Below are 23,969 nucleotides of genomic sequence, written 5' to 3'. Positions count from 1 at the left end.
TTTATCTGCATGATTTTGATATACAGTAGTGACAAGGCCTACTAAATACTTTACTTTGAAGGGGGATTCGCATGAAACTGTTAGCGATTACATCATGTCCGAACGGAATTGCCCATACGTATATGGCGGCAGAAAATCTGCAAAAAGCGGCAGAAAAATTAGGGGTTCAAATGAAAGTTGAAACCCAAGGCGGCATCGGAGTAGAAAATGAGTTGACCGAACAGGAGATTCGCGAAGCAGACGCGATTATTATTGCTGCAGACCGGTCGGTAAACAAAGACCGTTTTATAGGAAAAAAGCTTCTGTCTGTCGGGGTGCAGGAAGGCATACGCAAACCGGAAGAATTGATTCAAAAAGCGGCTGAAGGTGATATACCGGTTTATCATTCAGCTTCAAAAGCGCAAGCCGCCAATCAACAGGAGAAAAAACAAAATCCGATTTATCGTCATTTAATGAACGGTGTCTCTTTTATGGTTCCATTCATTGTCGTCGGAGGGCTGTTGATAGCGGTTGCCTTGACGCTTGGCGGCGAAAAAACACCGAAAGGCCTGGTCATTCCGGATGATTCGTTCTGGAAAACGATTGAGCAGATCGGCAGCGCTTCCTTCTCATTCATGATCCCGATTTTGGCCGGATATATCGCCTACAGCATCGCTGATAAACCGGGGCTTGTTCCAGGTATGATCGGCGGCTATATTGCGGCGACTGGAAGCTTTTACGGCAGTGTGAGCGGCGCAGGTTTCCTCGGCGGGATTATCGCAGGCTTTTTAGCGGGATATGCGGCGCTGGCCATCAAAAAATTAAAAGTACCAAAAGCGATTCAGCCGATCATGCCAATCATTGTGATTCCGGTGTTTGCGTCACTTATTGTAGGTTTGGCATTCGTATTTTTGATCGGTGCGCCTGTAGCTCAGATTTTTGAATCTTTAACCGTTTGGCTGGCAGGTATGAAAGGGTCGAGTTCCATCCTTCTGGCATTGATTTTAGGCGCCATGATTTCATTTGATATGGGCGGTCCCGTAAACAAGGTAGCATTCCTGTTTGGCTCGGCTATGATCGGAGAAGGAAACTATGAAATCATGGGTCCGATTGCCGTAGCGATTTGTATTCCGCCAATCGGCCTGGGGATTGCTACGTTTTTAGGTAAAAGAAAATTCCAAGCGTCAGAAAGAGAAATGGGTAAAGCGTCATTTACGATGGGGTTATTCGGCATCACTGAAGGGGCCATCCCATTTGCAGCGCAAGATCCGCTGCGCGTGATCCCGAGCATTATGGCAGGGTCTATGACAGGGTCTGTGATCGCCATGATTGCAAACGTCGGAGACAGAGTGGCGCACGGCGGGCCAATTGTCGCGGTGCTTGGAGCAGTTGATCATGTATTGATGTTTTTTATTGCGGTTATTGCCGGATCTCTCGTCACTGCATTTTTAGTCAATGTGCTCAAAAAAGATATCAGCGGAAGAGACGCTAAACCGAGTGAAGCCGCAGCAGTGGAGGAAGACAGGCCGCAGCCGGAACCTCAAACGGAAAGCCAGCCGGCTGAAATTCCGGACATCAAAAAGCTGACAGACATCATTGATACAGAGCTGATCGAACCATCATTAACAGGAGAAACCCGGGATGACATTATCGATGAATTGATTCAAAAATTGTCCCGCACAGATGTATTGCATTCGGAAAGCGAATTTAAACAAGCGATTATGAATCGCGAACAAGAGGGGACAACGGCGATTGGCATGAATATCGCGATTCCGCACGGAAAGTCGGCTGCTGTTAAGAAACCGAGCGTGGCCTTCGGTATTAAACGAGCAGGAGTTGACTGGAACAGCCTTGACGGATCAAAGGCGAAATTAATCTTTATGATCGCCGTACCGAAAGAAAGCGAAGGGAATCAGCATCTGAAGCTTTTACAAATGCTGTCCCGAAAACTGATGGATGACAGCTATAGGGAAAGACTGCTCTCAGTGCAGACAAAAGAGGAAGCATACAAGCTCCTCGATGAAATCATATAAAGCGGGGGATTTTCGTGACGACTGAACCATTATTTTTCAAGCCTGTTTTCAAAGAAAGAATATGGGGCGGCACGGCTTTAGCCGCTTTCGGCTATAATATTCCGTCAGAACAAACGGGAGAGTGCTGGGCTTTTGCCGCACATCAAAATGGACAGAGCATTGTTCAAAACGGCATGTATAATGGTCTTTCTCTCGGTGAATTATGGGACAAGCACCGGCATTTATTTGGACATATGGAGGGAGACCGTTTCCCTCTTCTCACAAAAATGTTAGACGCAGATCAAGACTTATCCGTTCAAGTCCATCCAAATGATGAGTATGCAATGACACACGAAAACGGAGAACTTGGAAAAACGGAATGCTGGTATATCATTGATTGCAAAGAAGATGCGGAGATCATTTACGGCCATCACGCAAAAACAAAGGAAGAACTGATATCGATGATCGAGCTTGGAGAATGGGACAAGCTATTGCGCCGCGTGAAAGTGAAGCCGGGGGATTTCTTCTATGTGCCAAGCGGCACCGTTCATGCGATCGGAAAAGGCATTCAGATTTTAGAAACGCAGCAGAATTCCGATACTACCTACAGATTATACGATTATGACAGAAAAGATGCAGCAGGAAACCTGCGCGAACTCCATTTGGAAAAAAGCATTGACGTGATAGACGTTTCGTCTGCGCCAAATCAGCCGGCCATTTATGTTGAACAAACGGAGGATCTGCGCGTCACTACATTTATCGAGTGCCCCTATTTTTCAGTGAAAAAGTGGGATGTAAAAGGAGCAGCCAGTTTAAAACAGGAAAAACCATTCCTTCTTGTCAGTGTCATCGAAGGAGAAGGCTGCATTATATCCGGCGAAAATGAATATGTCTTCAAAAAAGGAGATCAAATTTTACTGCCATACGGGTTTGGAGAGTTCGAACTTTCAGGACATACCCAATGTATTGTTTCAAGCCTGTAAATAAAACCGGTTCCTTTATTCGAAGGAACCGGTTTTTTATGAGGATGAGAAGATCAGCTCTTTTTCAAAATGATTTTTTCTTTCTGTAATAGCACAAAATAATTGATTAAAACAGGTTTACATTTGATAAGCGATCTTCATCATTACTGCACATTTTCGTAATATGATATTGGCCTTAGTTATGGGCAGAGCCGTATCTATGACATGAAAGGCATGGATGGTTCTGAAGCGGCGATTGTTGCACGTTTCATCTAAGGTTGAAGGGACAGGAAGCTCTTACTTTTGGGCAAGTGCAGATTCGATCATAAAAAATAACAAGATCATCAGCCGCTAGAAAAGATTGGCCATCCTGTTGATTTGGGAATATAACCAAGCTTTTAGAAGTAAAATGAATACAACCGCAAAAACATTTGGAAATTTTCCATTTATTTGATATGCTTAGTTTGAAAACCAAATATGAATCAGCTTAAAAGGGGAAGCTCGGTTAAAGCCCAATGCTGTCCCGCAGCTGTATTTGGGAGCGTTTCGTAAGACTTAGTCTCAGCAACATAAAACGGGAAGGTTCGAGGAGGGCTTTTTTGTTTGGAACAGTAGAGTATGAGACTGATTGCTTTCAAACGTGCATCATGCAACTTAAGTGGTGAAAAGTCACATTCGCAGGCTTCCTCATCCGGATAGGAAAGAGTATGGAAAAAGAAGTTTTTTGAACAATCATGAAAGGGCTTACGAAAAATATATAAAGAGCTATTGGGAGATGGGAGGAAGAAACGATTAGAAGCTAAAGAGACGTTTTTTCATGGACTAGATGGTGTGAGGATGCTTTCATATTTTCATAAACAGCCAGAGACTTTGTGTGTGCCACTAATTTGCAGGCTTCGGCAGATATCGATATCGGATTTAAGAGATATCTGCACATAGCGGCATCCGTTCCATTAGCCGATCAGCAGTTGCCTAAAATGGCAAATCACTCGAAACAAAAGAAGAGATGGTTCAAAAAATCAGGTTGATCAAAGAGACGGCTCATCCAGTCATCATCGTCGCCCCGGACGGATGCCCGGGGGCGGTGAAAGATAGGAGAGGGTTATCGAAAGAGCAGATACGATCTTCTCCTGGGCACTCAAATCCGAAGAAGTATTTCAGGATTTTGGCTTTCTGATCATCTATCCGATATCCTTGCGGGCGCCTATATACGAATATTTCAGCTTAAAAACACACAATAAGAAAAGGAGTCTATAACTCGTATCACGAAATAAATGTAAGCGGATTCATTTTGTTTTTATCATCGCTAAATTCATGAGTGAAAGCGAGGAGGAACGTGATGGGCAAAGCAAAAATTCGATGGGATGAACCCTTTATTTCTCATCATGAATCGACAGCTGGAAGATTTACGCCGGAAGATTTTACTGAGGAAGATCAACTCATTTCAAAAACGACAGAATTATTTGTCAGAAACGAAGTCATGCCCCTTCTTGAATCGATTGATCAGCATGACCACGGGAACGTTAAAAAATTGTTTCAAGAAGCGGGAGCGCTCGGCCTGCTCGGTATCGAAGTGCCGGAGCAATACGGCGGCCTCTCTCTCAACAAGAAGCTGTCAGGGCTTGTAGCCGAGAAGATGGGAGCGGGCGGGTCGTTCAGCGTTTCCTTTAATATTCATGCGGGTGTCGGGACATTGCCATACGTTTATTATGGAACAGAAGAACAAAAACAAAAATACCTTCCAAAGCTCGCTGCGGGAGAATGGATCGGAGCATATGCCCTAACAGAGCCCAGCGCAGGATCAGACGCTTTAAACGCAAAAACGACGGCCGTCTTGAATGAGGAAGGAACAGCCTGGATTTTAAATGGTGAAAAACAGTGGATTACAAACGCACAAGTGGCTGATGTATATGTTGTCTTTGCGAAAACGGCTGAGGGCATGACCGCATTTATCGTCGAGCGGTCGTTCGAAGGGGTTTCGATCGGACCTGAAGAAAAAAAGATGGGGATCAAAGGGTCTTCGACAGCAACCTTAATCTTGGAAGAGGTCACAGTACCTATCGGGAATGTTTTAGGAAAAGTCGGAAAAGGGCATCACGTGGCCTTGAACATTCTAAACATGGCGCGATTAAAGCTGGCGTTTTCGAACATCGGGACATCAAAACAAGCATTGAGGCTTTCCGTAAGCTACGCTAAACAGCGTAAACAGTTTAACAGACCGGTCATCAGTTTTTCCATGATTCAAGAAAAGATTGCGGATATGGCGATTTCGATTTACGGAGCGGAAAGCGCCGCCTACAGGACGGCAGACAGCTTAGACAATGTTTTTGATTGTGCTGATCCATTAGACGATAGATTGAGAGAACTGGCAGCCTATGCATCCGAATGTGCGATCAATAAAGTAAACTGTTCCGAAGTACTCGGCCGGATCGCAGACGAAGCCGTACAGATTCATGGCGGATACGGATACATGCAGGAGTATGAAGTGGAACGGTTGTACCGAGATGCGCGGATCAGCCGGATTTTCGAAGGTACAAACGAAATCAACCGACTGACAATCGCCAAACTTTTGATGAAAGAGGCGCAGCAAAACGTCAGCACAAGGTTTGAAAATCAATTCAACAAGGAAGGAAACCGAAACCAGCAATTCATTCACCTGTCTCACCGGCTTCTCAACAAATCTTTAAACGCGCTGACACGCACTAACATTAACATTCAGCAGGAGCAGGAATACTCACGGCTCGCCGCCGACATGAAAAAAGAAATCTATGTGATGGAATCTGTTGTCATTCGGACGGAAAAAGCGATACAACGGAGCGGGAAAGAAAAAGAGCGATTGAAAGAGATGATGACGAACATCATTTGTGAAGAAGGCTTCCGGAGAATCGAAGAGATGGCGGTGACCTTCTTATCAGGGATAGAACCAGATGAAGCCGAAAGAAAACTCGTATTGAAAGAGATTCGCAGCCTTCCTTTACCCCTCTTCAGCAACCTGTTTACTCTAAAGCGTAAAATCGCAGAAAGAATAGCCGATCATGAAAAATATATTGTGTGAACGGAGTGAAGTCTTGTGAAAAAAATCGGGTTTATCGGTTTGGGCAACATGGGTCTTCCAATGGCGAAAAATTTGCTTCTGGCAAACTTTATGGTGTATGGAATGGATCTCAACAAAGATGCTGAGATGTCCTTTCATCAAGCAGGAGGAACGATCGGCCTTTCGGTTGAAAAGATGGTTGAACTTTGTGACGTCATCCTGACAAGCCTTCCTTCATCAAACGCCGTAGAAGAGGTTTTTCTAGGGGAAAAGGGACTTGTAAAACTGGCTGACCCCGGCATCCTGCTGATCGATACGAGTACGGTCGCTCCTGAACTGAATCAACGGATTGCAGAGGCAGCAGAGAGTAAAGGCGTTGATTTTCTCGCGGCGCCTGTCAGCGGCGGTGTGATCGGGGCGATTAACCGGTCACTTACCTTTATGGCAGGAGGTGCGAAGTACGCTTTTGATCAGGCAGTGCCTGTTTTTAACGCAATGGGCGAGAATATTTTTCATGTAAATGAGAACATCGACAGCGGGACGAACACGAAGTTGATCAACAACCTCTTGATTGGATTTTATACAGCCGGTGTGAGCGAAGCTCTGCATCTTGCGAAAAACAGCAATTTGGATCTTGATCAATTGTTTGAGATGCTGAACGTTAGTTATGGGCAGAGCCGCATCTATGAGCGCAACTATAAAAGTTTCATAGCAGATGATCACTATGAACCCGGCTTTTCTTTGAAGCTCCTGCTCAAAGACCTTGGCTTTGCACTGGATTTAGCTGAAAAGAACAAGGTCGAACTGCCGGTGAGCAACATCCTCTTTGACCTTTATGAAGAAGCCGAAAAGAACGGATATGGCGAGAAAGATATGTCTGTCTTATACAAAAAAATAAGTGAGCAGACGACGACTATTTGATAAGGAAAGGTGATCAAGCAGATGTTGACAACCAATATTAAAAAAATGCAGAACAATATCAATGGAGAATGGGTTCATTCTACAGGTGCCGAAGTCGAAGAAGTGGTCAATCCTGCAAACGGAAAAATAATCGCCTATGTGCCTCTATCTACAAGAACGGATGTGGATCGCGCCGTACAGGCCGCTCAACATGCTTATCAGACTTGGTCATTGGTGCCTGTGCCCAACCGGGCAAGACTTTTATACAAATACCTGCAGCTTCTACAAGAGCAAAAAGAACAGTTGGCAGACATCATTACGATGGAAAACGGCAAAACCTTAAAGGATGCCCGCGGAGAAGTGCAGCGAGGAATCGAAGTCGTAGAGCTTGCGACCGCGGCACCTACTTTAATGATGGGAGAATCTCTGCCCGCCATAGCAGACGGCATCGATGGATCGATCTGGCGCTATCCGCTAGGAGTCGTTGCCGGTATTACGCCTTTTAACTTTCCAATGATGGTTCCCCTGTGGATGTTTCCACTCGCCATCGCGTGCGGAAACACGTTCGTCCTAAAAGCTTCAGAACGAACACCTATTCTTGCAGAGAAACTTGTAGAACTGTTCTATGAATCAGGTTTTCCTAAAGGTGTCCTGAGCCTTGTCCATGGCGGGAAAGACGTCGTGAACGGTTTATTGGAGAATGAAGATATCAAAGCCATTTCCTTTGTTGGGTCAGAGCCGGTAGCAAGGCATGTGTATCAAACGGGGACAGCGAACGGAAAACGTGTTCAGGCGCTTGCCGGCGCTAAAAACCATGCGATTGTCCTGGCGGATTGCCATCTTGAAAAAACAGTTCAAGGCATCATTGGAGCGGCGTTCGGCAGCAGCGGGGAACGCTGTATGGCCTGCTCCGTGGCGGCGGTCGTTGATGAGATCGCCGATGAATTTATGGAATTGCTCATTTCTGAAACGCGAAAGCTGAAAACAGGAGACGGCAGATCCGAGGATCACTTTGTTGGCCCGCTGATCCGTGAAGTCCACAAAAACCGCGTCCTTGATTATATTGACAGCGGTGTAAAAGAAGGAGCCGCATTAGCGGTAGACGGACGCGATCCCGATGTTCAGGAAGGATACTATGTGGGAGCTACGATTTTCGATCATGTGAAACCGGACATGAAAATATGGCAGGACGAAATTTTCGCGCCGGTATTGAGTGTCGTGCGAGTAAAAGACCTTGATGAGGGAATCGAACTCGCCAATCATTCCAAATTTGCCAACGGTGCTGTTATTTACACATCGAGCGGCAAAAGCGTGCAGCAGTTCCGCGCCAAAATTGATGCCGGCATGATCGGCGTGAATGTCAATGTACCAGCCCCAATGGCGTTTTTCTCCTTCGCAGGGAACAAAGCCTCTTTCTATGGGGATCTTGGAACAAACGGAAAAGACGGCGTCCAGTTTTACACACGTAAAAAAGTCGTCACCGAACGCTGGTTTTAACCTGAGAATCTCTAAAATAGGATCCCTCTAATTGCAGGATAAACACTTTTTAGAGGGGTCTTTTCTATTGAACAGCTATCTTCAATCAGGAGGGATAAATGTTGAACTACACATACGTAACGCTTGAAAAGGAAAATGGTATCACGACCGTCACATTGAACAATCCCCCAGCAAATACGCTATCTTCTTCCTGTATCGCCGAGATGCGATCCCTTTTTCAGGAACTGGCCCGGGATGATGACACAAGAGCCGTTATCATCACAGGAGCAGGCCGCTTCTTTGCGGCAGGAGCGGACATAAAAGAATTCGTTTCAAAATTAGGGGATCAGGAACAAGGGTTGGCGCTCGCTGAAGGAGGCCAAGCGCTCTGTGATGAAATCGAAGCTCTTAAAAAACCCGTCATTGCCGCGATAAACGGACCAGCTCTTGGCGGAGGTCTTGAACTGGCGATGAGCTGCCACTTCAGAATCGTTTCAGATCAGGCGACAGTAGGTCTGCCAGAATTAAAGCTCGGTCTGATTCCCGCGTTTGGAGGCACGCAGCGGCTTCGCAAAATCACGGATACAGCCACTGCACTTGATCTCATCCTGACGAGCCGAACACTTTCAGCTCATGAGGCGGTAGAGCTTAAGATCGCGCAGCTGGCGGTGAAAGAAGAGATACTGTTGAAGACGGCAACTGCTGTCGCGGCGTCATTTGTAGAAGGCAAAAGCATGACCAGTGTCATGCGTGCAGTGGAATGCATCATACAAGGCAGCAGCGAGAGCATGGAACAAGGGCTGGAAAGGGAACGAAAAAGATTTGCCGAGCTGTTCCTGACTTCCGATGCCAAAGAAGGAATTCACGCATTCGTTGAGAAACGCAAACCAAATTTTCATCATTCATAAAAGGAGTTGATCAAGATGTCCGATGAAGTGTTGTTTTCCGTCAATCAAAATGGCACCGCAGCCATTGTTCTGAACCGTCCGAAAGCGCTCAACTCACTCACTTATGAAATGGTCCGTCAGATTGACGAAAAGTTAAAAGAATGGAAGACAGCCGATAACATTTCTGTCGTGGTCATAAAAGGCGCAGGTTCAAAAGGGCTTTGTGCCGGCGGTGATATTAAAACACTCTATGAAGCTCGTTCGTCAACATCAGCTTTGCAAGATGCAGAGCGGTTTTTTGAAAAAGAGTATGAGGTCGACATGGCAGTCTATCAATTTCCAAAGCCGATCATCGCCTGCTTGGACGGCATCGTGATGGGCGGAGGGGTCGGCCTGACGTATGGGGCCAGTCATCGGATTGTGACGGAGAGGACGAAATGGTCGATGCCCGAAATGAATATCGGCTTCTTTCCGGATGTCGGCGCAGCCTATTTTTTAAACAAAGCGCCCGGGCACTTAGGGCGCTATCTCGGCTTAACGGCGTCTGTTATACATGCAGCTGATGTGCTGTATATGAACGGCGCAGACATCTACATGGAGAGTGACGATTTAGCGCGATTGATTCAAAAAGTGGAACATACGAACTGGAACCATGTAAAAGTTGAGGAAAAGCTTGATCAGATGATCGAAGAATGTCGGACTGAGCCTTCGCAAGAGAGCAAGCTTGCTCCTTATCAAAAAGCGATTGATCATCATTTTAGGTTTGATACGTTGGAAGAGATCCTTCAGTCGCTCGAAAGCGAGGGAAGCGATTTTAGCGTGGATGTGAAGAAACGGCTTCTTTCAAAGTCTCCATTTTCATTGAAGATCACATTAAAACAACTGGCGGGCGGCAAACAAAAAACGATGGAAGAATGCTTTGCTACAGATCTGATGCTTGCCAAGAACTTTTTGAAACATCATGATTTCTTTGAAGGCGTGCGGTCCGTCCTTATCGATCGTGATCAATCACCGAACTATGAGTATCAACACGTTTCAGATGTAACAGATGAAGTGGTGAATCAGTTCTTTCACCCTTCTGAATCTGCCCGGTGATCAAAAGGAGAGCTGACCTTAGACGTCGGCTCTTTTTTGCGGAAGCGCTTATTTAAAATGCGTGTTTATTGAATGTTGTTAAATTGACAAAGCAAATTGTAAATTTAAGTCGATTCCTTCTCTTACAGGAATTCGGCTTTTTTAGGTTGACTTCTTTAACTAAAGTTGCCTATTAGTTGAGAAGGCAGCAAACAGTGAAGGGATTTTAGCATTTTTAAAAAAACAAATGATGATATTTTTATATCATGATAGTATTCGAAATGTATCAAATATCATCCAGAAAGGAAAAAGAAGATATGAATATGAAAGTCGAAACTCTTCCAAACTATCGTCTCGCATATGTGCGACAAGTTGGTCCTTATGGTCCTGGAAACATTCAAGCAATGGAAACATTAAAGAAATGGGCTGAGCAGAATCATCTACTTGCTGAATCGGCAATCATACTTGGAATTCCGCAAGATAACCCGGAAACGACACTTCCTGAAAACTGTCGGTATGATGCTTGTATTGTCATTTCAAACGAATATCAAATTGATCATTCAATTTGCGAAAGCGAACTTTCTGGTGGAAAATATGTCATTCACAAAGTCAAACATACAGCAGAAGATATTCAAAAAGCCTGGACTGACATTTTTCTGGATTTGCAAAACAGCGGATACCACATTGATAACAAACCGATTTTGGAAAGATACACAGGTGATATGATTTCCAGCGATTATTGCGAAATATGTGTACCTGTAAAACCTTTATCGTAAGAGTAAGGTAGGGCAAGTTTCCTCACTTCGGTTCATCAGGTAAAATGATGCTCTAAAAGAAGTATGACCAGTTAATAAACTAAGCGCATGAAATAAAAATTAATCTATCATTCACAGATTGAAGAGAAACATGACCGATTTTAAGATGAAGTGTTAAAGAGAGCTTATCCGCTTTTTACATCGAAACAGATAGTGAAGTCAGATCCTTTTTGTTTCACGATTGGTATATTAGCATCAGTCGCAAAACTCTTTGTTGAGCGATTAGGCCCTTTTAAGAGTTTCTTAAAAGGGTTTTTATATGTTATGAAGAATAAATTTAAATGTCTATACTTTCAATTTTAAATGTAAACGCTTTATTTTAGGGCGCCTGTTTTTCCAATGATTTAATGATGCAGCAATAAAGGCGCCATAACGGTAAGAATGCCCCTAAAGGAGGTGATGCACAAAAAAGCGACCGTTAAGCAATGTCCTATTCATTTTTTATGCTGCTCAACGTTTTTCAAACAGGAGGTTTTATCAAAGTGAAAAAAAGTACAGTCTGCTTCATGTTTGCATTGCTGTTTATTTTTTCCGGCTCACAGACCATCTACGCGCATACTGTATCTCCGGTCAATCCTAAAGCCCAGCCTACAACAAAAGCCGTCATGAACTGGCTCGCCCATCTGCCAAACAGGTCGGAAAACCGAGTGATGTCAGGCGCATTCGGAGGATACAGCCTTGATACATTTTCAATGACAGAAGCCGACAGAATCAAAAATGCAACGGGACAGCTGCCTGCGATTTACGGCTGTGATTATGCAAGAGGATGGCTTGAACCGGCAAATATAGCCGATACCATTGACTATAGCTGCAACAGTGATTTAATTTCATACTGGAAGAACGGCGGGATACCTCAAATCAGTTTACATCTGGCAAACCCCGCATACACAACAGGCCATTTTAAAACACCGATTTCAAACAGCCAATATCAAAATATATTAAATTCATCGACAGCAGAAGGTAAACGGCTCGAAGCCATGCTGAGCAAAGTCGCTGACGGACTGGAACAGCTGGAGAACGAAGGTGTTCCCGTTCTTTTCAGACCTCTTCACGAAATGAATGGGGAATGGTTCTGGTGGGGACTCACAGAATATAATCAAAAAGACAGCCAGAGGATCAGTTTATACAAACAGCTTTACACAAAAATCTATCACTATATGACACATACAAGAGGATTGGACAATTTGTTATGGGTGTACGCACCGGATGCCAACCGAGACTTTAAAACCGATTTTTATCCGGGCTCTTCATATGTTGATATTGTCGGATTGGACGCCTACTTTAATGACCCGTATTCCATTCAGGGGTACGACCAATTAACATCATTAAATAAACCGTTTGCTTTCACCGAAGTCGGACCGCAAACGACAAACGGAAGTTTAGACTACTCTTCATTTATCAATGCCATTATACAAAAATATCCGAAAACCACTTACTTCCTGGCCTGGGATGAAGGGTGGAGCCCTGCCGCGAACAAGGGAGCATATAACCTCTATCATAATAGCTGGACGCTGAATAAGGGCGAAATATGGAACGGTGATTCATTAACGCCGATTGTGGAATAAACAAAGTGGTTGAAACAGAAACTTTATATCCATCCAGCAATCAAGCAGAAACCGCAATAAGTATCTTGCGGTTTCTGCTTCTTACTTTATGAGAGGGCGCGCTACACGCTTGCATTACCCCGTTTCTCTTCAAACCGTTTTAGGATTTTGTCATGCTCTGCATAAATCGAATTTAAAAAATCACCCTAAACAAAAAAAGGAGGGAATATTGTGCTTGATGAGAAAACAATCCAAATTGTGAAATCGACTGCCCTCATTTTAAAGGATCACAGTTATCTAAATCGGTAAACATTTTTACAAATTATGATTTTCAAAAGCCCCTGAATTGCTTCATTTATTTAATTAACCCAATCAAAATCGCGGCATTCAACAGGAAGCTCTGGCATATTCCGTTTATGCCGCCGGTGAACATATTGATCATTTAGAAGCTTTAAATCCCGTCATCAAAAGAATCACTCAAAAACATCGGGCAATCGGCATTAAACTAGAACCCAGACAAGGATGCTGATTTTTATTTTTGCGGTCCGATTTCCTTTATGAAAGCTATTAACAATGCGCTGAAAAAATGGGGTGTTCCGAAAAACAACATTCATTATGAAGTGTTTAACCCGATCGCTATTTTAGAAGAAGAATAAACTGACAAGCATGCAGAAAAAATGCATAACTGGCAATGATTTGGGGATGATGGAGGTAACGTGAAAATTTTAAGAAAGGGCCTCCGAAATGAAGCCAACAAAAATTCAGCTGCCTCTTCAAACATTCAGCTTAATTGTGGGGTTTATGGTATGGGTCATGATTTCATCATTAATGACTTATATCAAACAAGATATCTCGCTTTCGTCAGGGCAATTATCATGGGTGACTGCAATTCCGGTCATATTGGGGTCTGTTCTTCGTGTTCCGATAGGTTACTGGACGAATCGGTTCGGTGCCAGGCGGATTTTTCTCATAAGCCTCTTATTTTTGATACTGCCCGTCTATTATTTAAGCCTTGCCGATTCTTTTGCCGACTTATTAATAGCCGGACTTTTTTTAGGTATCGGCGGAGCCATTTTTTCAGTCGGTGTTACTTCTTTGCCAAAGTATTACCCAAAAGATCGGCATGGATTTGTCAATGGGATATATGGAGCCGGAAATATTGGAACAGCGCTGACTTCATTTGGCGCGCCCATTCTTGCAAATCAATTTGGGTGGGAAGCTACTGTCAGACTTTTTCTCATTCCGCTTATCATATTGGCTGCTCTTAATTTCTTATTAGGAGATAAACATGAGTCGAAAGTGAAAACAGCTTTAAAGGAACAAATCATCGATGTTTATCGAGAGGAAAAGCTATGGTTTCTTAGTCTTTTTTATTTTATAACATTCGGTTCATTTGTTGCGTTTACCGTATATCTTCCTAATTTTTTAGTGACTCAATTTAAGCTTAGCGAAGTAGATGCGGGGCTGCGTACAGCGGGGTTTATCACGATTTGCACATTATTTCGCCCTTTGGGCGGGTGGCTCGGGGATAAATTCAATCCGTTTAAAGTTCTGATCATTGTATTTTCAGGTTTAACGTTTTCTGGTGTACTCCTGTCTTTTTCTCCAACGATCGCATTATACACCGTGGGCGTTTTAACAGTAGCGGTGTGTTCGGGAATCGGGAATGGAACCGTGTTCAAACTGGTGCCTCTTTATTTTTCAAAACAAGGAGGCATTGTGAACGGAATTGTTGCCGCCATGGGAGGATTGGGAGGTTTTTTTCCGCCTCTTATTTTAACAATGGTCAATCAGCTGACAGGTCATTATGCGATTGGTTTCATGGCGTTATCTGAATTTGCTTTAGCAAGCTTAATTATCGTGATCTGGATGTTTTATTCGGACAAACTCAGGCTGGCGGACAACATCGTTGAAAGCACCGGCCAAGGGGTAATGGTTACGGATACTAAAGGCGTTATCCAAAAAGTAAATCCTGCATTTACTGCCGTCACAGGATTTAAAAAAGAAGAAGCTGTCGGCAAAACCCCGCGGCTCTTAAGGTCTGGAAAACATGACAACAGTTTTTACAAAGCGATGTGGGATGAGCTCGAGAAAAACGGATATTGGCAGGGCGAAATTTGGAACAAGCGTAAAAACGGCGAAGAATACCGCGAATGGTTAACAATCAGTGCAGTCAAGAGTGATGCCGGCGAAGTCATGTATTATGCAGCAATCTTTAGCGATGTTTCACAAAAAACGTAAAACAAGCATTGTTTTTCATAGGACTTCAATCAGACATTACCAAAAAAGCAAAGCAATCTGAAAGGGAGTATAGCCATGAAGAAAAAAATATCCCCATTACTCAAAAAGATGACTTTTTTTGGACGTACCGCTGATTTAAACAATCATAGCACGTTATCCGCTGCAGACCGCGAGTCTGAAAAATACTACCGCAGAAGATGGCAGCATGATAAAGTAGTTCGCACCACTCATGGCGTGAATTGCACCGGTTCTTGCAGCTGGAAAGTCCATGTAAAAGACGGCATTATTACATGGGAAACACAACAAACCGACTATCCGACGACCGGTCCGAATATGCCTGAATATGAGCCGAGAGGATGTCCGCGCGGTGCAAGTTTTTCATGGTATACATACAGCCCTATACGTGTTCGTTATCCATATGTGAGAAGTGCGCTGTTAAAGGTATGGAAGGAAGCCATGCGAAAAACGAACGACCCCGTTGACGCATGGCAAATGATTTCTGAGAACCCAGACATGCAAAAGACATATAAATCAGCTCGAGGTAAAGGCGGATTTGTCAGGGCAAACTGGGACGAAGTCAACATGATGATTGCTTCTCAATTGATTTTTACTATTAAAAAGTATGGTCCGGATCGTATTGTAGGTTTTTCCCCTATTCCGGCAATGTCCATGGTCAGTTATGCGGGCGGTGCCAGGTTTCTAAACTTAATCGGCGCGCCATTACTCAGCTTTTATGATTGGTATGCCGACCTTCCGCCGGCATCACCGCAGGTATGGGGCGAACAGACAGATGTTCCTGAAAGCTCTGATTGGTATAACTCCAGCTACATATTAGTATGGGGTTCTAATTTGCCGCAAACGAGAACACCTGATGCACATTTCTACGTAGAGGCCAGATATAACGGAACGAAGGTGGTTTCTATTAGTCCGGATTATGCTGAGTTTGTTAAGTTTGCCGATCATTGGTTAAACGTCAGTCCCGGCATGGATTCTGCGTTGGCGATGGCGATGACCCATGTCGTTCTCAAAGAATTTTATGTCGATCAAAAAACGCCCTATTTCGAAGATTACGTCAAGAAATATACTGATTTGCCTTTTCTCATTACATTAAAGAAGCATGGCAGCCACTACAAAACAGACCGATTTTTGCGTGCGAGCGATCTGGGAATGAATGTAAACAAGGCGGAATGGAAAACCGTCGTGTTCGACCAAAATTCTAATCAATACGCCGCACCTAATGGAACCATCGGCCATCGCTGGTCAGAAGGAGGAGAGTGGAATCTGCACTTGAAGGATACAGAAAATCAGCTAGGAGATCTTGATCCTGCCCTCTCTTTTCTAGGAATAGAAGACAAAACTTTATTGCTGCAGTTTCCTTACTTTGGCCAAGAGCAAAAGCAAATTATTGCACGGGGAGTACCTGTTAAAGAAATTGGGCAAAATGGTGAATCCGTTTATGTCACAACCGTATTTGATCTCATGCTGGCGCAAACAGGCGTGAATCGCGGTTTACCTGGCGATTATCCAAAAGATTATGATGATCCAAAACCATACACACCTGCGTGGCAAGAACAAATGACAGGTGTTGACCGCAAGCTAGTCGCTCAAATTGCAAGAGAATTCGCTCAAAATGCGGTTGATAGCAAAGGCCGGTCGATGATCATAATGGGTTCGGGCATTAATCATTGGTATCATTCTGACACCATTTACCGGGCGATTCTTAATCTGGTTTTATTAACTGGCTCACAGGGAGTAAACGGCGGGGGCTGGGCGCATTACGTCGGGCAGGAAAAAGTACGGCCCCTTGAAGGATGGCAAACGATCGCGATGGCCCGTGACTGGGGAGGTCCGCCGCGTTTACAAAATGGAACATCTTTCTTTTATTTCGTGACAGAGCAGTGGCGGTATGAAGACCAAAAATCTTCAGACTTAATTTCACCGCTGGTAGAAAAACCTCGATATCATCACCTTGGAGATTACAATGTACTGGCCGCAAGATTAGGATGGCTGCCTTCCTATCCGCAGTTTAATAAAAATTCGATTACCTTATACGAGGAGGCGAAAGCAGCTAATCCCGATGAAGCCGTGAAGTATGTTGTTGATCAAATCAAGAATGGGCAAATGAAATTTGCGATTGAAGAGCCAAGTAATCCGGTTAATTTTCCGAAAACCTTATTTGTATGGCGGGCCAATTTAATTGGAAGTTCAGCAAAAGGTCATGAATATTTCCTAAAACACCTGCTCGGTACACATTCCGGCATTCTAGGAGATCAAGATCATTCCTTAAGCACAGAAGAGGTTGATGCAAAATCGGATGCACAAGAAGGCAAGCTCGATTTATTAATTAATATGGATTTCAGGATGTCCGGTACAGGATTGTACTCAGATATTGTCTTGCCTGCTGCAACTTGGTATGAAAAGTATGATATCAGCTCGACCGATATGCACCCTTTTATTCATCCTTTCAATCCAGCGATTACACCGCCGTGGGAAAGCCGGTCTGATTGGGACACATTCAAAAAATTGGCCAAAACATTTCAAACTTTAGCGGAAAAGTATCTTCCAGAGACAATAAAAGATATTGTGGCTACGCCGCTTCTTCATGATACTTCAGATGAGACGTCGCAGGCGTTGGGATTGATTCCCGATTGGAAAAAGGATGGAAGCGAACCTGTTCCCGGAGAGAATTTCCCGCTCATTCATGTCGTAGAAAGGGAGTTTACCAAAGTATACGATAAATTCATTGCGCTGGGACCGAATATAAGAGAAAAAATCGGAGCGAAGGGACTAAGCTGGGATGCTAAAGAGGAGTATGACGAATTAAAAGATATATTAGGCACGGCAAAAAGTACAAAGGAATATAAAGATTGTCCCGACATCTCAGCAGACCGAAATGCCGCGGAGGCTATTTTAACGTTATCCAGTACAACAAACGGTTCACTTGCGATGAAAGCTTGGGATACATTGGAAAAGAAAACAGGGCAGAAATTAAAAGACCTGGCCATCGAACGGGCTGAAGAGCATATTTCCTTTGACGAAATTTCAGCTCAGCCTAGAAAGGTTTTATCATCTCCGGTTTATAGCGGGACGGAAACCGGTAATCGCCGTTACTCACCTTTTACGACAAATATAGAGCGGCTTATTCCATTTCGAACCTTAACGGGCAGGCAGCATTTTTTCCTCGACCATGAAATCATGCAGGAATTTGGGGAAGATCTGCCGACATTTAAAGCCCCTTTAAGAAAAGCTGCTTTCTATGATAAGGATGGTCAGCCTGCATCAACAAAACAAGAAATAAAACTGCGCTATTTAACGCCGCATTTTAAATGGTCTTACCACAGCACATATTATGACACATTGCCAATGCTTACGCTGTTCCGGGGCGGACCGCATGTATGGATGAATAACAAAGATGCGGAGACTGTGGGCATACGAGATAATGACTGGCTTGAAATGTACAACCGCAATGGGGTTGTTGTCGCAAGGGCTGTTGTCAGTCATCGATTACCGAGAGGCGTAGCTTTTATGTATCATGTGCAGGACAGAACGATTAATGTTCCGGGCTCAACAATTACAAACGATCGCGGGGGGACTTTTAATAGTCCGACAAGAATTCACGTCAAGCCGACACAAATGATTGGAGGATACGCCCAGCTTAGCTACGGATTTAATTACTATGGACCAACAGGCAACCAAAGAGATGAACAAGTCGTCATTCGTAAATTAGAACGAAACGAGGTGGATTGGCTTGAAGATTAAAGCGCAATTTGGAATGGTGATGAACCTTGATAAATGTATTGGCTGCCACACATGCAGCGTGACCTGTAATAATACATGGACGAATCGTACAGGTGCCGAGTATATGTGGTGGAACAACGTTGAAACAAAACCGGGTGTCGGATACCCGAGGGAATGGGAAAATCAAGACACCCACCGAGGAGGCTGGGCGTTAAAAAACGGGAAAATCGAACTGAAAGCCGGCGGTCGCGCCAAAAAGCTGTTCAATATCTTTTACAACCCTGATTTAACTCATATTGATGATTATTATGAGCCTTGGACCTATGATTACGAAAATTTAATAAAGAGTCCCCAGAAAAAACATCAGCCTGTGGCAAGGCCTATCTCCCAGCTTACTGGTGAATACATCGATTTAAAATGGGGGCCAAACTGGGAAGACGATCTTGCAGGTGTTTATGAAACAGGTCAAAAAGACCCGAATATGCACAATGTTGATGAACAGGTCATTCAAGAGTATGAACAAGCCTTTATGATGTATTTACCAAGAATTTGTGAACACTGCATCAATCCGTCATGTCTTTCTTCTTGTCCATCTGGTGCCATTTACAAACGTGATGAAGACGGTATCGTTCTTGTTGATGAGGACGCATGTCGAAGCTGGCGTTTTTGCATGTCAGGCTGTCCGTATAAAAAAGTTTATTTTAACTGGAAGACGAATAAAGCTGAAAAGTGCACGTTTTGCTTTCCGCGTATTGAAAATGGCCAGCCAACGGTTTGCTCTGAGACTTGCGTCGGCCGTTTGCGCTACATCGGTATCGTCCTATATGACGCAGATAAAATAGAAGAGGCGGCATCTGTTAAAAATCCACAGGATTTATATGAATCACACTTGAATATTTTTTTAAATCCACATGATCCAGAAGTCGTAAGACAGGCAAAAAAAGATGGAATTCCGGAAGATTGGATAGAAGCAGCCCAAGCATCACCCGTATATAAGCTTGCCGTGGAACATAAGGTTGCACTTCCTTTACATCCGGAATACAGAACCTTGCCAATGGTATGGTACATTCCGCCATTAAGCCCTATCACCAACACGTTCAGCGGTCAAATTGATACATTAGACCCTGGTATCATCTTTCCGACAATCAAGCAATTTAGAATTCCAATCCAGTACCTTGCAAACCTGATGACAGCCGGTGATACAAAAGTAATTGAACGGGTGTTAAAGAAGATGGTTGCCATGAGAAGTTATATGAGAAGTGTAAACCTTAAGCAACCGTTTAATAACACCATACTCAAAGATGCCGGTTTAACTGAAGAAACAGCTGTAGAATTGTATGAATTATCCGCCATAGCTAAATATAATGATCGTTACGTCATTCCGAAAGCTCATCGGGAAGAGGCTGGGAATATGTATGCCGGCCAAGGCTCTGCGGGTTACGAGTTTATGGAAGGCTGCTCAGGCTGCAGTTTGGGCACTGAAAAATATGAAGACTTATACGCATTCAGTGAAGAATATTGGAGTGATCTAAATGGAAAAGCAATGGATGGAAGAAGATAGACTAGTGTTTAAACTTTGTTCCTTATTCTTGAGATATCCAGATAAAGAATGGACCGAATCAGAAGAAGTGAATCAAATGGTTAATGCCATTGAGAACAAAGGAATGAATCATTGTCTCCGGCAGTTTATGACCTATGTGAATGAAAACGCTTATAAAGTATTGTGTGAGAATTATGTTCAGTGGTTTGACTTCAGTGAACCAAAAACGCTTTATTTAACTCATGGAAGGTTTGGAGAGAACAGGGAGCGCGGATTAGCTTTTGTTAAATTAAAAATGGAGTTTGCAAAAGCCGGATTCTACATTAAAAATGATGAACTGCCGGACTACTTACCGCTTATCTTAGAGTTTGCATCTATGGCTGATAAAGACTTTGTTCAAAAAGTGTTTTTCATTCACAAAAAAGCAATTGATCAATTACTGACAGAGCTTGAAAAAGAGGATAATCCGTATGGCTTTTTATTAAAAGCTTGTTTAGCAGCCTTTGCAACATATTTGCCGCCTCATGAAAACGACCTGAATCATCATGCGGGTTAAATCAATTTGGAGGGATCGTTATGACAGAATTAGATTATTTCTTATGGGTGATCATCCCTTATTTATCGTTGACTATTTTTGTTGTCGGCCATATCCATCGTTATAATACAGATCAATTCGGATGGTCTGCCCAATCAAGCGAATTTATCCAAAAAGATCAATTATTGAAGTGGGGGAGTACACTGTTTCATTACGGCGTCATTTTTGTGTTTTTCGGACATGTGGCAGGGGTGCTGATACCTAAAGGATTTTATGATGTTATCGGAGTAACTGAACATATGTATCATTTTGGCGCAATATGGTTCGGAGGAGCTGCCGGAGTCATGATGGTTGTTGGAGGTGCATTGTTGACAGTGCGCCGCCTTAAAAGCAAAAGGGTAAGGAGAAACAGCTCAAAGAAAGATCTTTATGTATTGCTGTTAATCGGTGTTGTGACCGTCGTTGGATTTACCAATACTGTCGGCTTTACAGCCACAGGAGGAGAATTTGATTATCGGGCAACCATAGGTCCGTGGTTCAGAGGAATTTTAAGCTTTCAGCCCTCTCCATATTTAGTGATGAATGCACCGCCGGGGTTTCAACTTCATATTTTGTCAGCGTTTGTATTATTTGCTGTTTGGCCTTATACGAGGTTAGTTCATGTATGGAGTTTGCCTTTGGAATACCTGTCACGAAAGTATATCGTTTATAGAAAAATGAATCCGAAAAAAGGGCTGAAATACATGGAACGGAAAAATGAATCATGATCATCTCAAAAAGCCACTTCGGCGTGAATCCAGAGTGGCTGAATTGAATGTAGTCCCCATCTGATATAACGGTCCCCAAAATGGTTAATGATGATCTAGCAAGTAGGATTCTTCATCCCGATTATGTATTTGAACCAGAACATATATCGCTTTAAACCGATCGATCACATCATCATTTACTCCTTGTTCATCTAGCCGTTCTTTAATCTCTTTTACAAGAATTCGAAGCAAGTCATGGTCGCGTTTAAGCATACTCAGTGTATGTGAGATATCCGGATTTTCTTCGAGCTTTCTTTTGTATAAACCCTCTTCTTCTGAGTCCGCATGTGAAATTGTACGAGTTTCCCAATGATCCAGGAGAGCACGAGCTGCAATAATGGCGTGTTTTTTATGTTTTTCACCGTATACCCGTTCTAATACTTCCATTAAATCTCTTCCTTCAGTTACGGCACCATCATGGATGGATCTATGAGCATCTAATTTATTTAAAGATGGGCCTGACATAAAGTAATCCTCCTTTTCAAATTTCAAGATGTTTTTGCAGCATTTCATATTCAGTATGAACAGATATTATAATTTTCAAACAAGTTTTGCATGTTTATCTCACAGCAGGATATCAATTTAAAACGATTGATAGATACTGAAGGGAAGAACAGAAAAGCAAGAAAACAAATTAAGGACGTTGTACTTACTGTATGCCAGCAAAAATCTCTGGAGATGACCTTTTATGAACTACTAACTGATGAAGAAATCGAAAAGCCTGTTCTAGTTAGGTTTCGTTTAACAGACGCAAATAACTATTGAGAAGCCTACAGACCAAGGGTAAAAGGATTGTTTATATAGTGTTTTAGAATATGATTTTGGAATACTTGTTGAAACGAATCCTAAAATGAAAAAATCATGGAAAGAACTTTTCACTTAAACTGGAACAATTAAACACGACTGATATCAGTTGTTAAATCGATAGCCCAATAAACAGCGGTATGGAGGTCTAACCCTTTATTTTCCTCGGACATGAACACACAAGAGGTTAACCTGATTTAGCTGGTCAACCTCATCATACGATTTTATTTTACAAACTCTTAACAAAATCCATCAGGCATACCGTTTTTTCAGTTTTGGTGCCGTGTTGATTTATGAATAAAGTATGACCCTTCCATAAATATCCTATACAGATTGTTATGATTATGCTATAGTGCTAGATAAAGTCACATTATGTATTATTATGGATAATTTGTCGATTAGATTGGAGGGAGCTAATGAACAGTCTTGCCTTTTTATTTCCTGGACAAGGTTCCCAATTTATAGGGATGGGTAAAAGTTTTTGGAATGATTTTGCGCTTGCGAAAAGATTATTTGAAGAGGCAAGCGATGCCATCTCCATGGATGTCAAAAAACTGTGCTTTGACGCAGATATGAACGAGTTGACAAGGACAATGAATGCACAGCCTGCCATTTTAACGGTTAGTGTCATTGCCTATCAAGTGTATATGCAGGAAATAGGGGTTAAACCGCACTTTCTGGCAGGTCATAGCTTGGGAGAATATTCAGCGCTTGTCTGTGCAGGCGCCCTTTCTTTTCAGGATGCCATTAAGCTTGTCAGGCAACGAGGGGTTCTCATGCAAGATGCGGATCCCCAGCAGCTGGGAACGATGGCCGCCATCACTCAGATCCATATCCAACCATTGCAAGAGCTGTGTGCGGGAATTTCGACGGCAGACCGCCCGGTAGGCGTGGCTTGCATGAATTCGGATCAACAGCATGTCATCTCCGGACATCGGCAAGCTGTGGAATTTGTCATTAAGAAAGCGGAGGAAATGGGGGCTAAGCACACTTATTTGAACGTCAGCGCTCCTTTTCATAGTTCGATGATGCGATCAGCGGCCGAACAATTCCAGGCTGCATTAAATCAGTATACCTTCCAGGATGCTGCATGGCCGATCATTTCGAATCTCACAGCGGTTCCGTACCATAATGGACATTTGGTCAGGGAACATTTGCGTCAGCACATGACGATGCCGGTAAGATGGGCAGAATCGATGCATTACTTGCTTTTGCACGGAGTCACGGAAGTCATCGAAATGGGTCCCAAGAACGTCTTGGTCAGTCTATTGAAAAAAACAACGAGTCATATTGCAGCTTACTCTTTAGGTCAAACAACTGACCTTCATTTACTGTCCAATTCGGTGGAAAGAAATAAAAATGTTGTCCATTTACGCAAGAAACAACTGCATAAAATGATGATTCAATCCATCATTGCGCGAAATTATAACAAAGATGCATCAGCTTATTCCAATCTGGCGACACCATTATTTGCGCAATTACAACCGCTCAAAGAAAAAATGGAAAGAAATGAAAATGAACTTTCAGAAGAAGAACTCGAGCATTCGCTCCATTTATGTCAATTAATTTTCGAGGCTAAACAGCTTCCGACTTGGGAACAATTGCGGATCTTAAAATAAAGC

At 43.2% G+C, this 23,969-nt stretch carries 16 protein-coding genes; 15 read left to right on the top strand and 1 reads right to left on the bottom strand.

What is annotated here, in order from left to right:
- Window positions 1-71: 71 nt before the first annotated feature.
- The 14 genes from RBH91_RS11180 (at window position 72) to narI (ending at window position 21,504) form a co-directional block, all read left to right on the top strand.
- On the top strand, window positions 72-2,012 hold the full coding sequence (locus RBH91_RS11180; protein ID WP_307894602.1) for a fructose-specific PTS transporter subunit EIIC: 1,941 nt from the start codon (window positions 72-74) through the stop codon (window positions 2,010-2,012).
- A 14-nt stretch (window positions 2,013-2,026) separates the two neighbouring features.
- On the top strand, window positions 2,027-2,974 hold the full coding sequence (manA, locus tag RBH91_RS11175) for a mannose-6-phosphate isomerase, class I (protein ID WP_307894600.1): 948 nt from the start codon (window positions 2,027-2,029) through the stop codon (window positions 2,972-2,974).
- 1,318 nt (window positions 2,975-4,292) lie between these two features.
- Window positions 4,293-6,008 (top strand): acyl-CoA dehydrogenase FadE, encoded by a 1,716-nt coding sequence (locus RBH91_RS11170; protein ID WP_307894598.1) that lies wholly within the window; start codon window positions 4,293-4,295, stop codon window positions 6,006-6,008.
- A 15-nt stretch (window positions 6,009-6,023) separates the two neighbouring features.
- Window positions 6,024-6,908: an NAD(P)-dependent oxidoreductase gene (locus RBH91_RS11165; protein WP_307894596.1), complete on the top strand. Its 885-nt coding sequence runs from the start codon at window positions 6,024-6,026 to the stop codon at window positions 6,906-6,908.
- Window positions 6,909-6,929: 21 nt separating this feature from the next.
- Window positions 6,930-8,384 carry a CoA-acylating methylmalonate-semialdehyde dehydrogenase gene (locus RBH91_RS11160; RefSeq protein ID WP_307894595.1) on the top strand — a complete coding sequence of 485 codons (1,455 nt, stop codon included), beginning with the start codon at window positions 6,930-6,932 and terminating at the stop codon, window positions 8,382-8,384.
- A gap of 101 nt (window positions 8,385-8,485) precedes the next feature.
- Window positions 8,486-9,271 carry an enoyl-CoA hydratase-related protein gene (locus tag RBH91_RS11155; protein WP_307894594.1) on the top strand — a complete coding sequence of 262 codons (786 nt, stop codon included), beginning with the start codon at window positions 8,486-8,488 and terminating at the stop codon, window positions 9,269-9,271.
- A 15-nt stretch (window positions 9,272-9,286) separates the two neighbouring features.
- The gene (locus tag RBH91_RS11150; protein ID WP_307894593.1) at window positions 9,287-10,345 is read left to right on the top strand and encodes an enoyl-CoA hydratase/isomerase family protein; all 1,059 of its coding nucleotides are present in this window, start codon (window positions 9,287-9,289) and stop codon (window positions 10,343-10,345) included.
- A 296-nt stretch (window positions 10,346-10,641) separates the two neighbouring features.
- Window positions 10,642-11,100 (top strand): AraC family transcriptional regulator, encoded by a 459-nt coding sequence (locus RBH91_RS11145; protein ID WP_307894592.1) that lies wholly within the window; start codon window positions 10,642-10,644, stop codon window positions 11,098-11,100.
- A 545-nt stretch (window positions 11,101-11,645) separates the two neighbouring features.
- A complete protein-coding gene (locus RBH91_RS11140; RefSeq protein WP_404802509.1) occupies window positions 11,646-12,704 on the top strand; it encodes a mannan endo-1,4-beta-mannosidase in 1,059 nt (352 codons plus the stop codon).
- 723 nt (window positions 12,705-13,427) lie between these two features.
- On the top strand, window positions 13,428-14,924 hold the full coding sequence (locus RBH91_RS11135) for a nitrate/nitrite transporter (RefSeq protein ID WP_307894590.1): 1,497 nt from the start codon (window positions 13,428-13,430) through the stop codon (window positions 14,922-14,924).
- A 75-nt stretch (window positions 14,925-14,999) separates the two neighbouring features.
- A complete protein-coding gene (locus tag RBH91_RS11130; RefSeq protein ID WP_076760984.1) occupies window positions 15,000-18,683 on the top strand; it encodes a nitrate reductase subunit alpha in 3,684 nt (1,227 codons plus the stop codon).
- The gene (gene narH / locus RBH91_RS11125) at window positions 18,673-20,223 is read left to right on the top strand and encodes a nitrate reductase subunit beta (protein ID WP_307894587.1); all 1,551 of its coding nucleotides are present in this window, start codon (window positions 18,673-18,675) and stop codon (window positions 20,221-20,223) included. Before RBH91_RS11130 ends, narH begins: the two co-directional genes overlap by 11 nt.
- Complete coding sequence (narJ, locus tag RBH91_RS11120) at window positions 20,195-20,758, top strand: nitrate reductase molybdenum cofactor assembly chaperone (protein ID WP_083696954.1); 564 nt, start codon at window positions 20,195-20,197, stop codon at window positions 20,756-20,758. The genes narH and narJ overlap by 29 nt, the downstream gene beginning before the upstream one ends.
- Window positions 20,759-20,778: 20 nt before the next feature.
- The gene (narI, locus tag RBH91_RS11115) at window positions 20,779-21,504 is read left to right on the top strand and encodes a respiratory nitrate reductase subunit gamma (RefSeq protein WP_076760982.1); all 726 of its coding nucleotides are present in this window, start codon (window positions 20,779-20,781) and stop codon (window positions 21,502-21,504) included.
- Between the two features lie 84 nt (window positions 21,505-21,588).
- On the opposite strand, the gene RBH91_RS11110 is transcribed toward narI, so the two are convergent.
- On the bottom strand, window positions 21,589-22,008 hold the full coding sequence (locus tag RBH91_RS11110) for a hemerythrin domain-containing protein (RefSeq protein ID WP_076760981.1): 420 nt from the start codon (window positions 22,006-22,008) through the stop codon (window positions 21,589-21,591).
- A gap of 755 nt (window positions 22,009-22,763) precedes the next feature.
- Between RBH91_RS11110 and fabD the strand changes: the two genes are divergently transcribed.
- On the top strand, window positions 22,764-23,966 hold the full coding sequence (gene fabD, locus RBH91_RS11105) for an ACP S-malonyltransferase (protein ID WP_307894585.1): 1,203 nt from the start codon (window positions 22,764-22,766) through the stop codon (window positions 23,964-23,966).
- The last annotated feature ends 3 nt before the right edge of the window (window positions 23,967-23,969 follow it).

It is taken from the genome of Bacillus swezeyi (assembly GCF_030908325.1).
In the GTDB taxonomy this organism is placed as follows: Bacteria; Bacillota; Bacilli; order Bacillales; family Bacillaceae; genus Bacillus; species Bacillus swezeyi.
The sequence above is the reverse complement of the archived record's forward strand: the minus strand, read 5'-3'. Positions and strand labels throughout refer to the sequence as shown.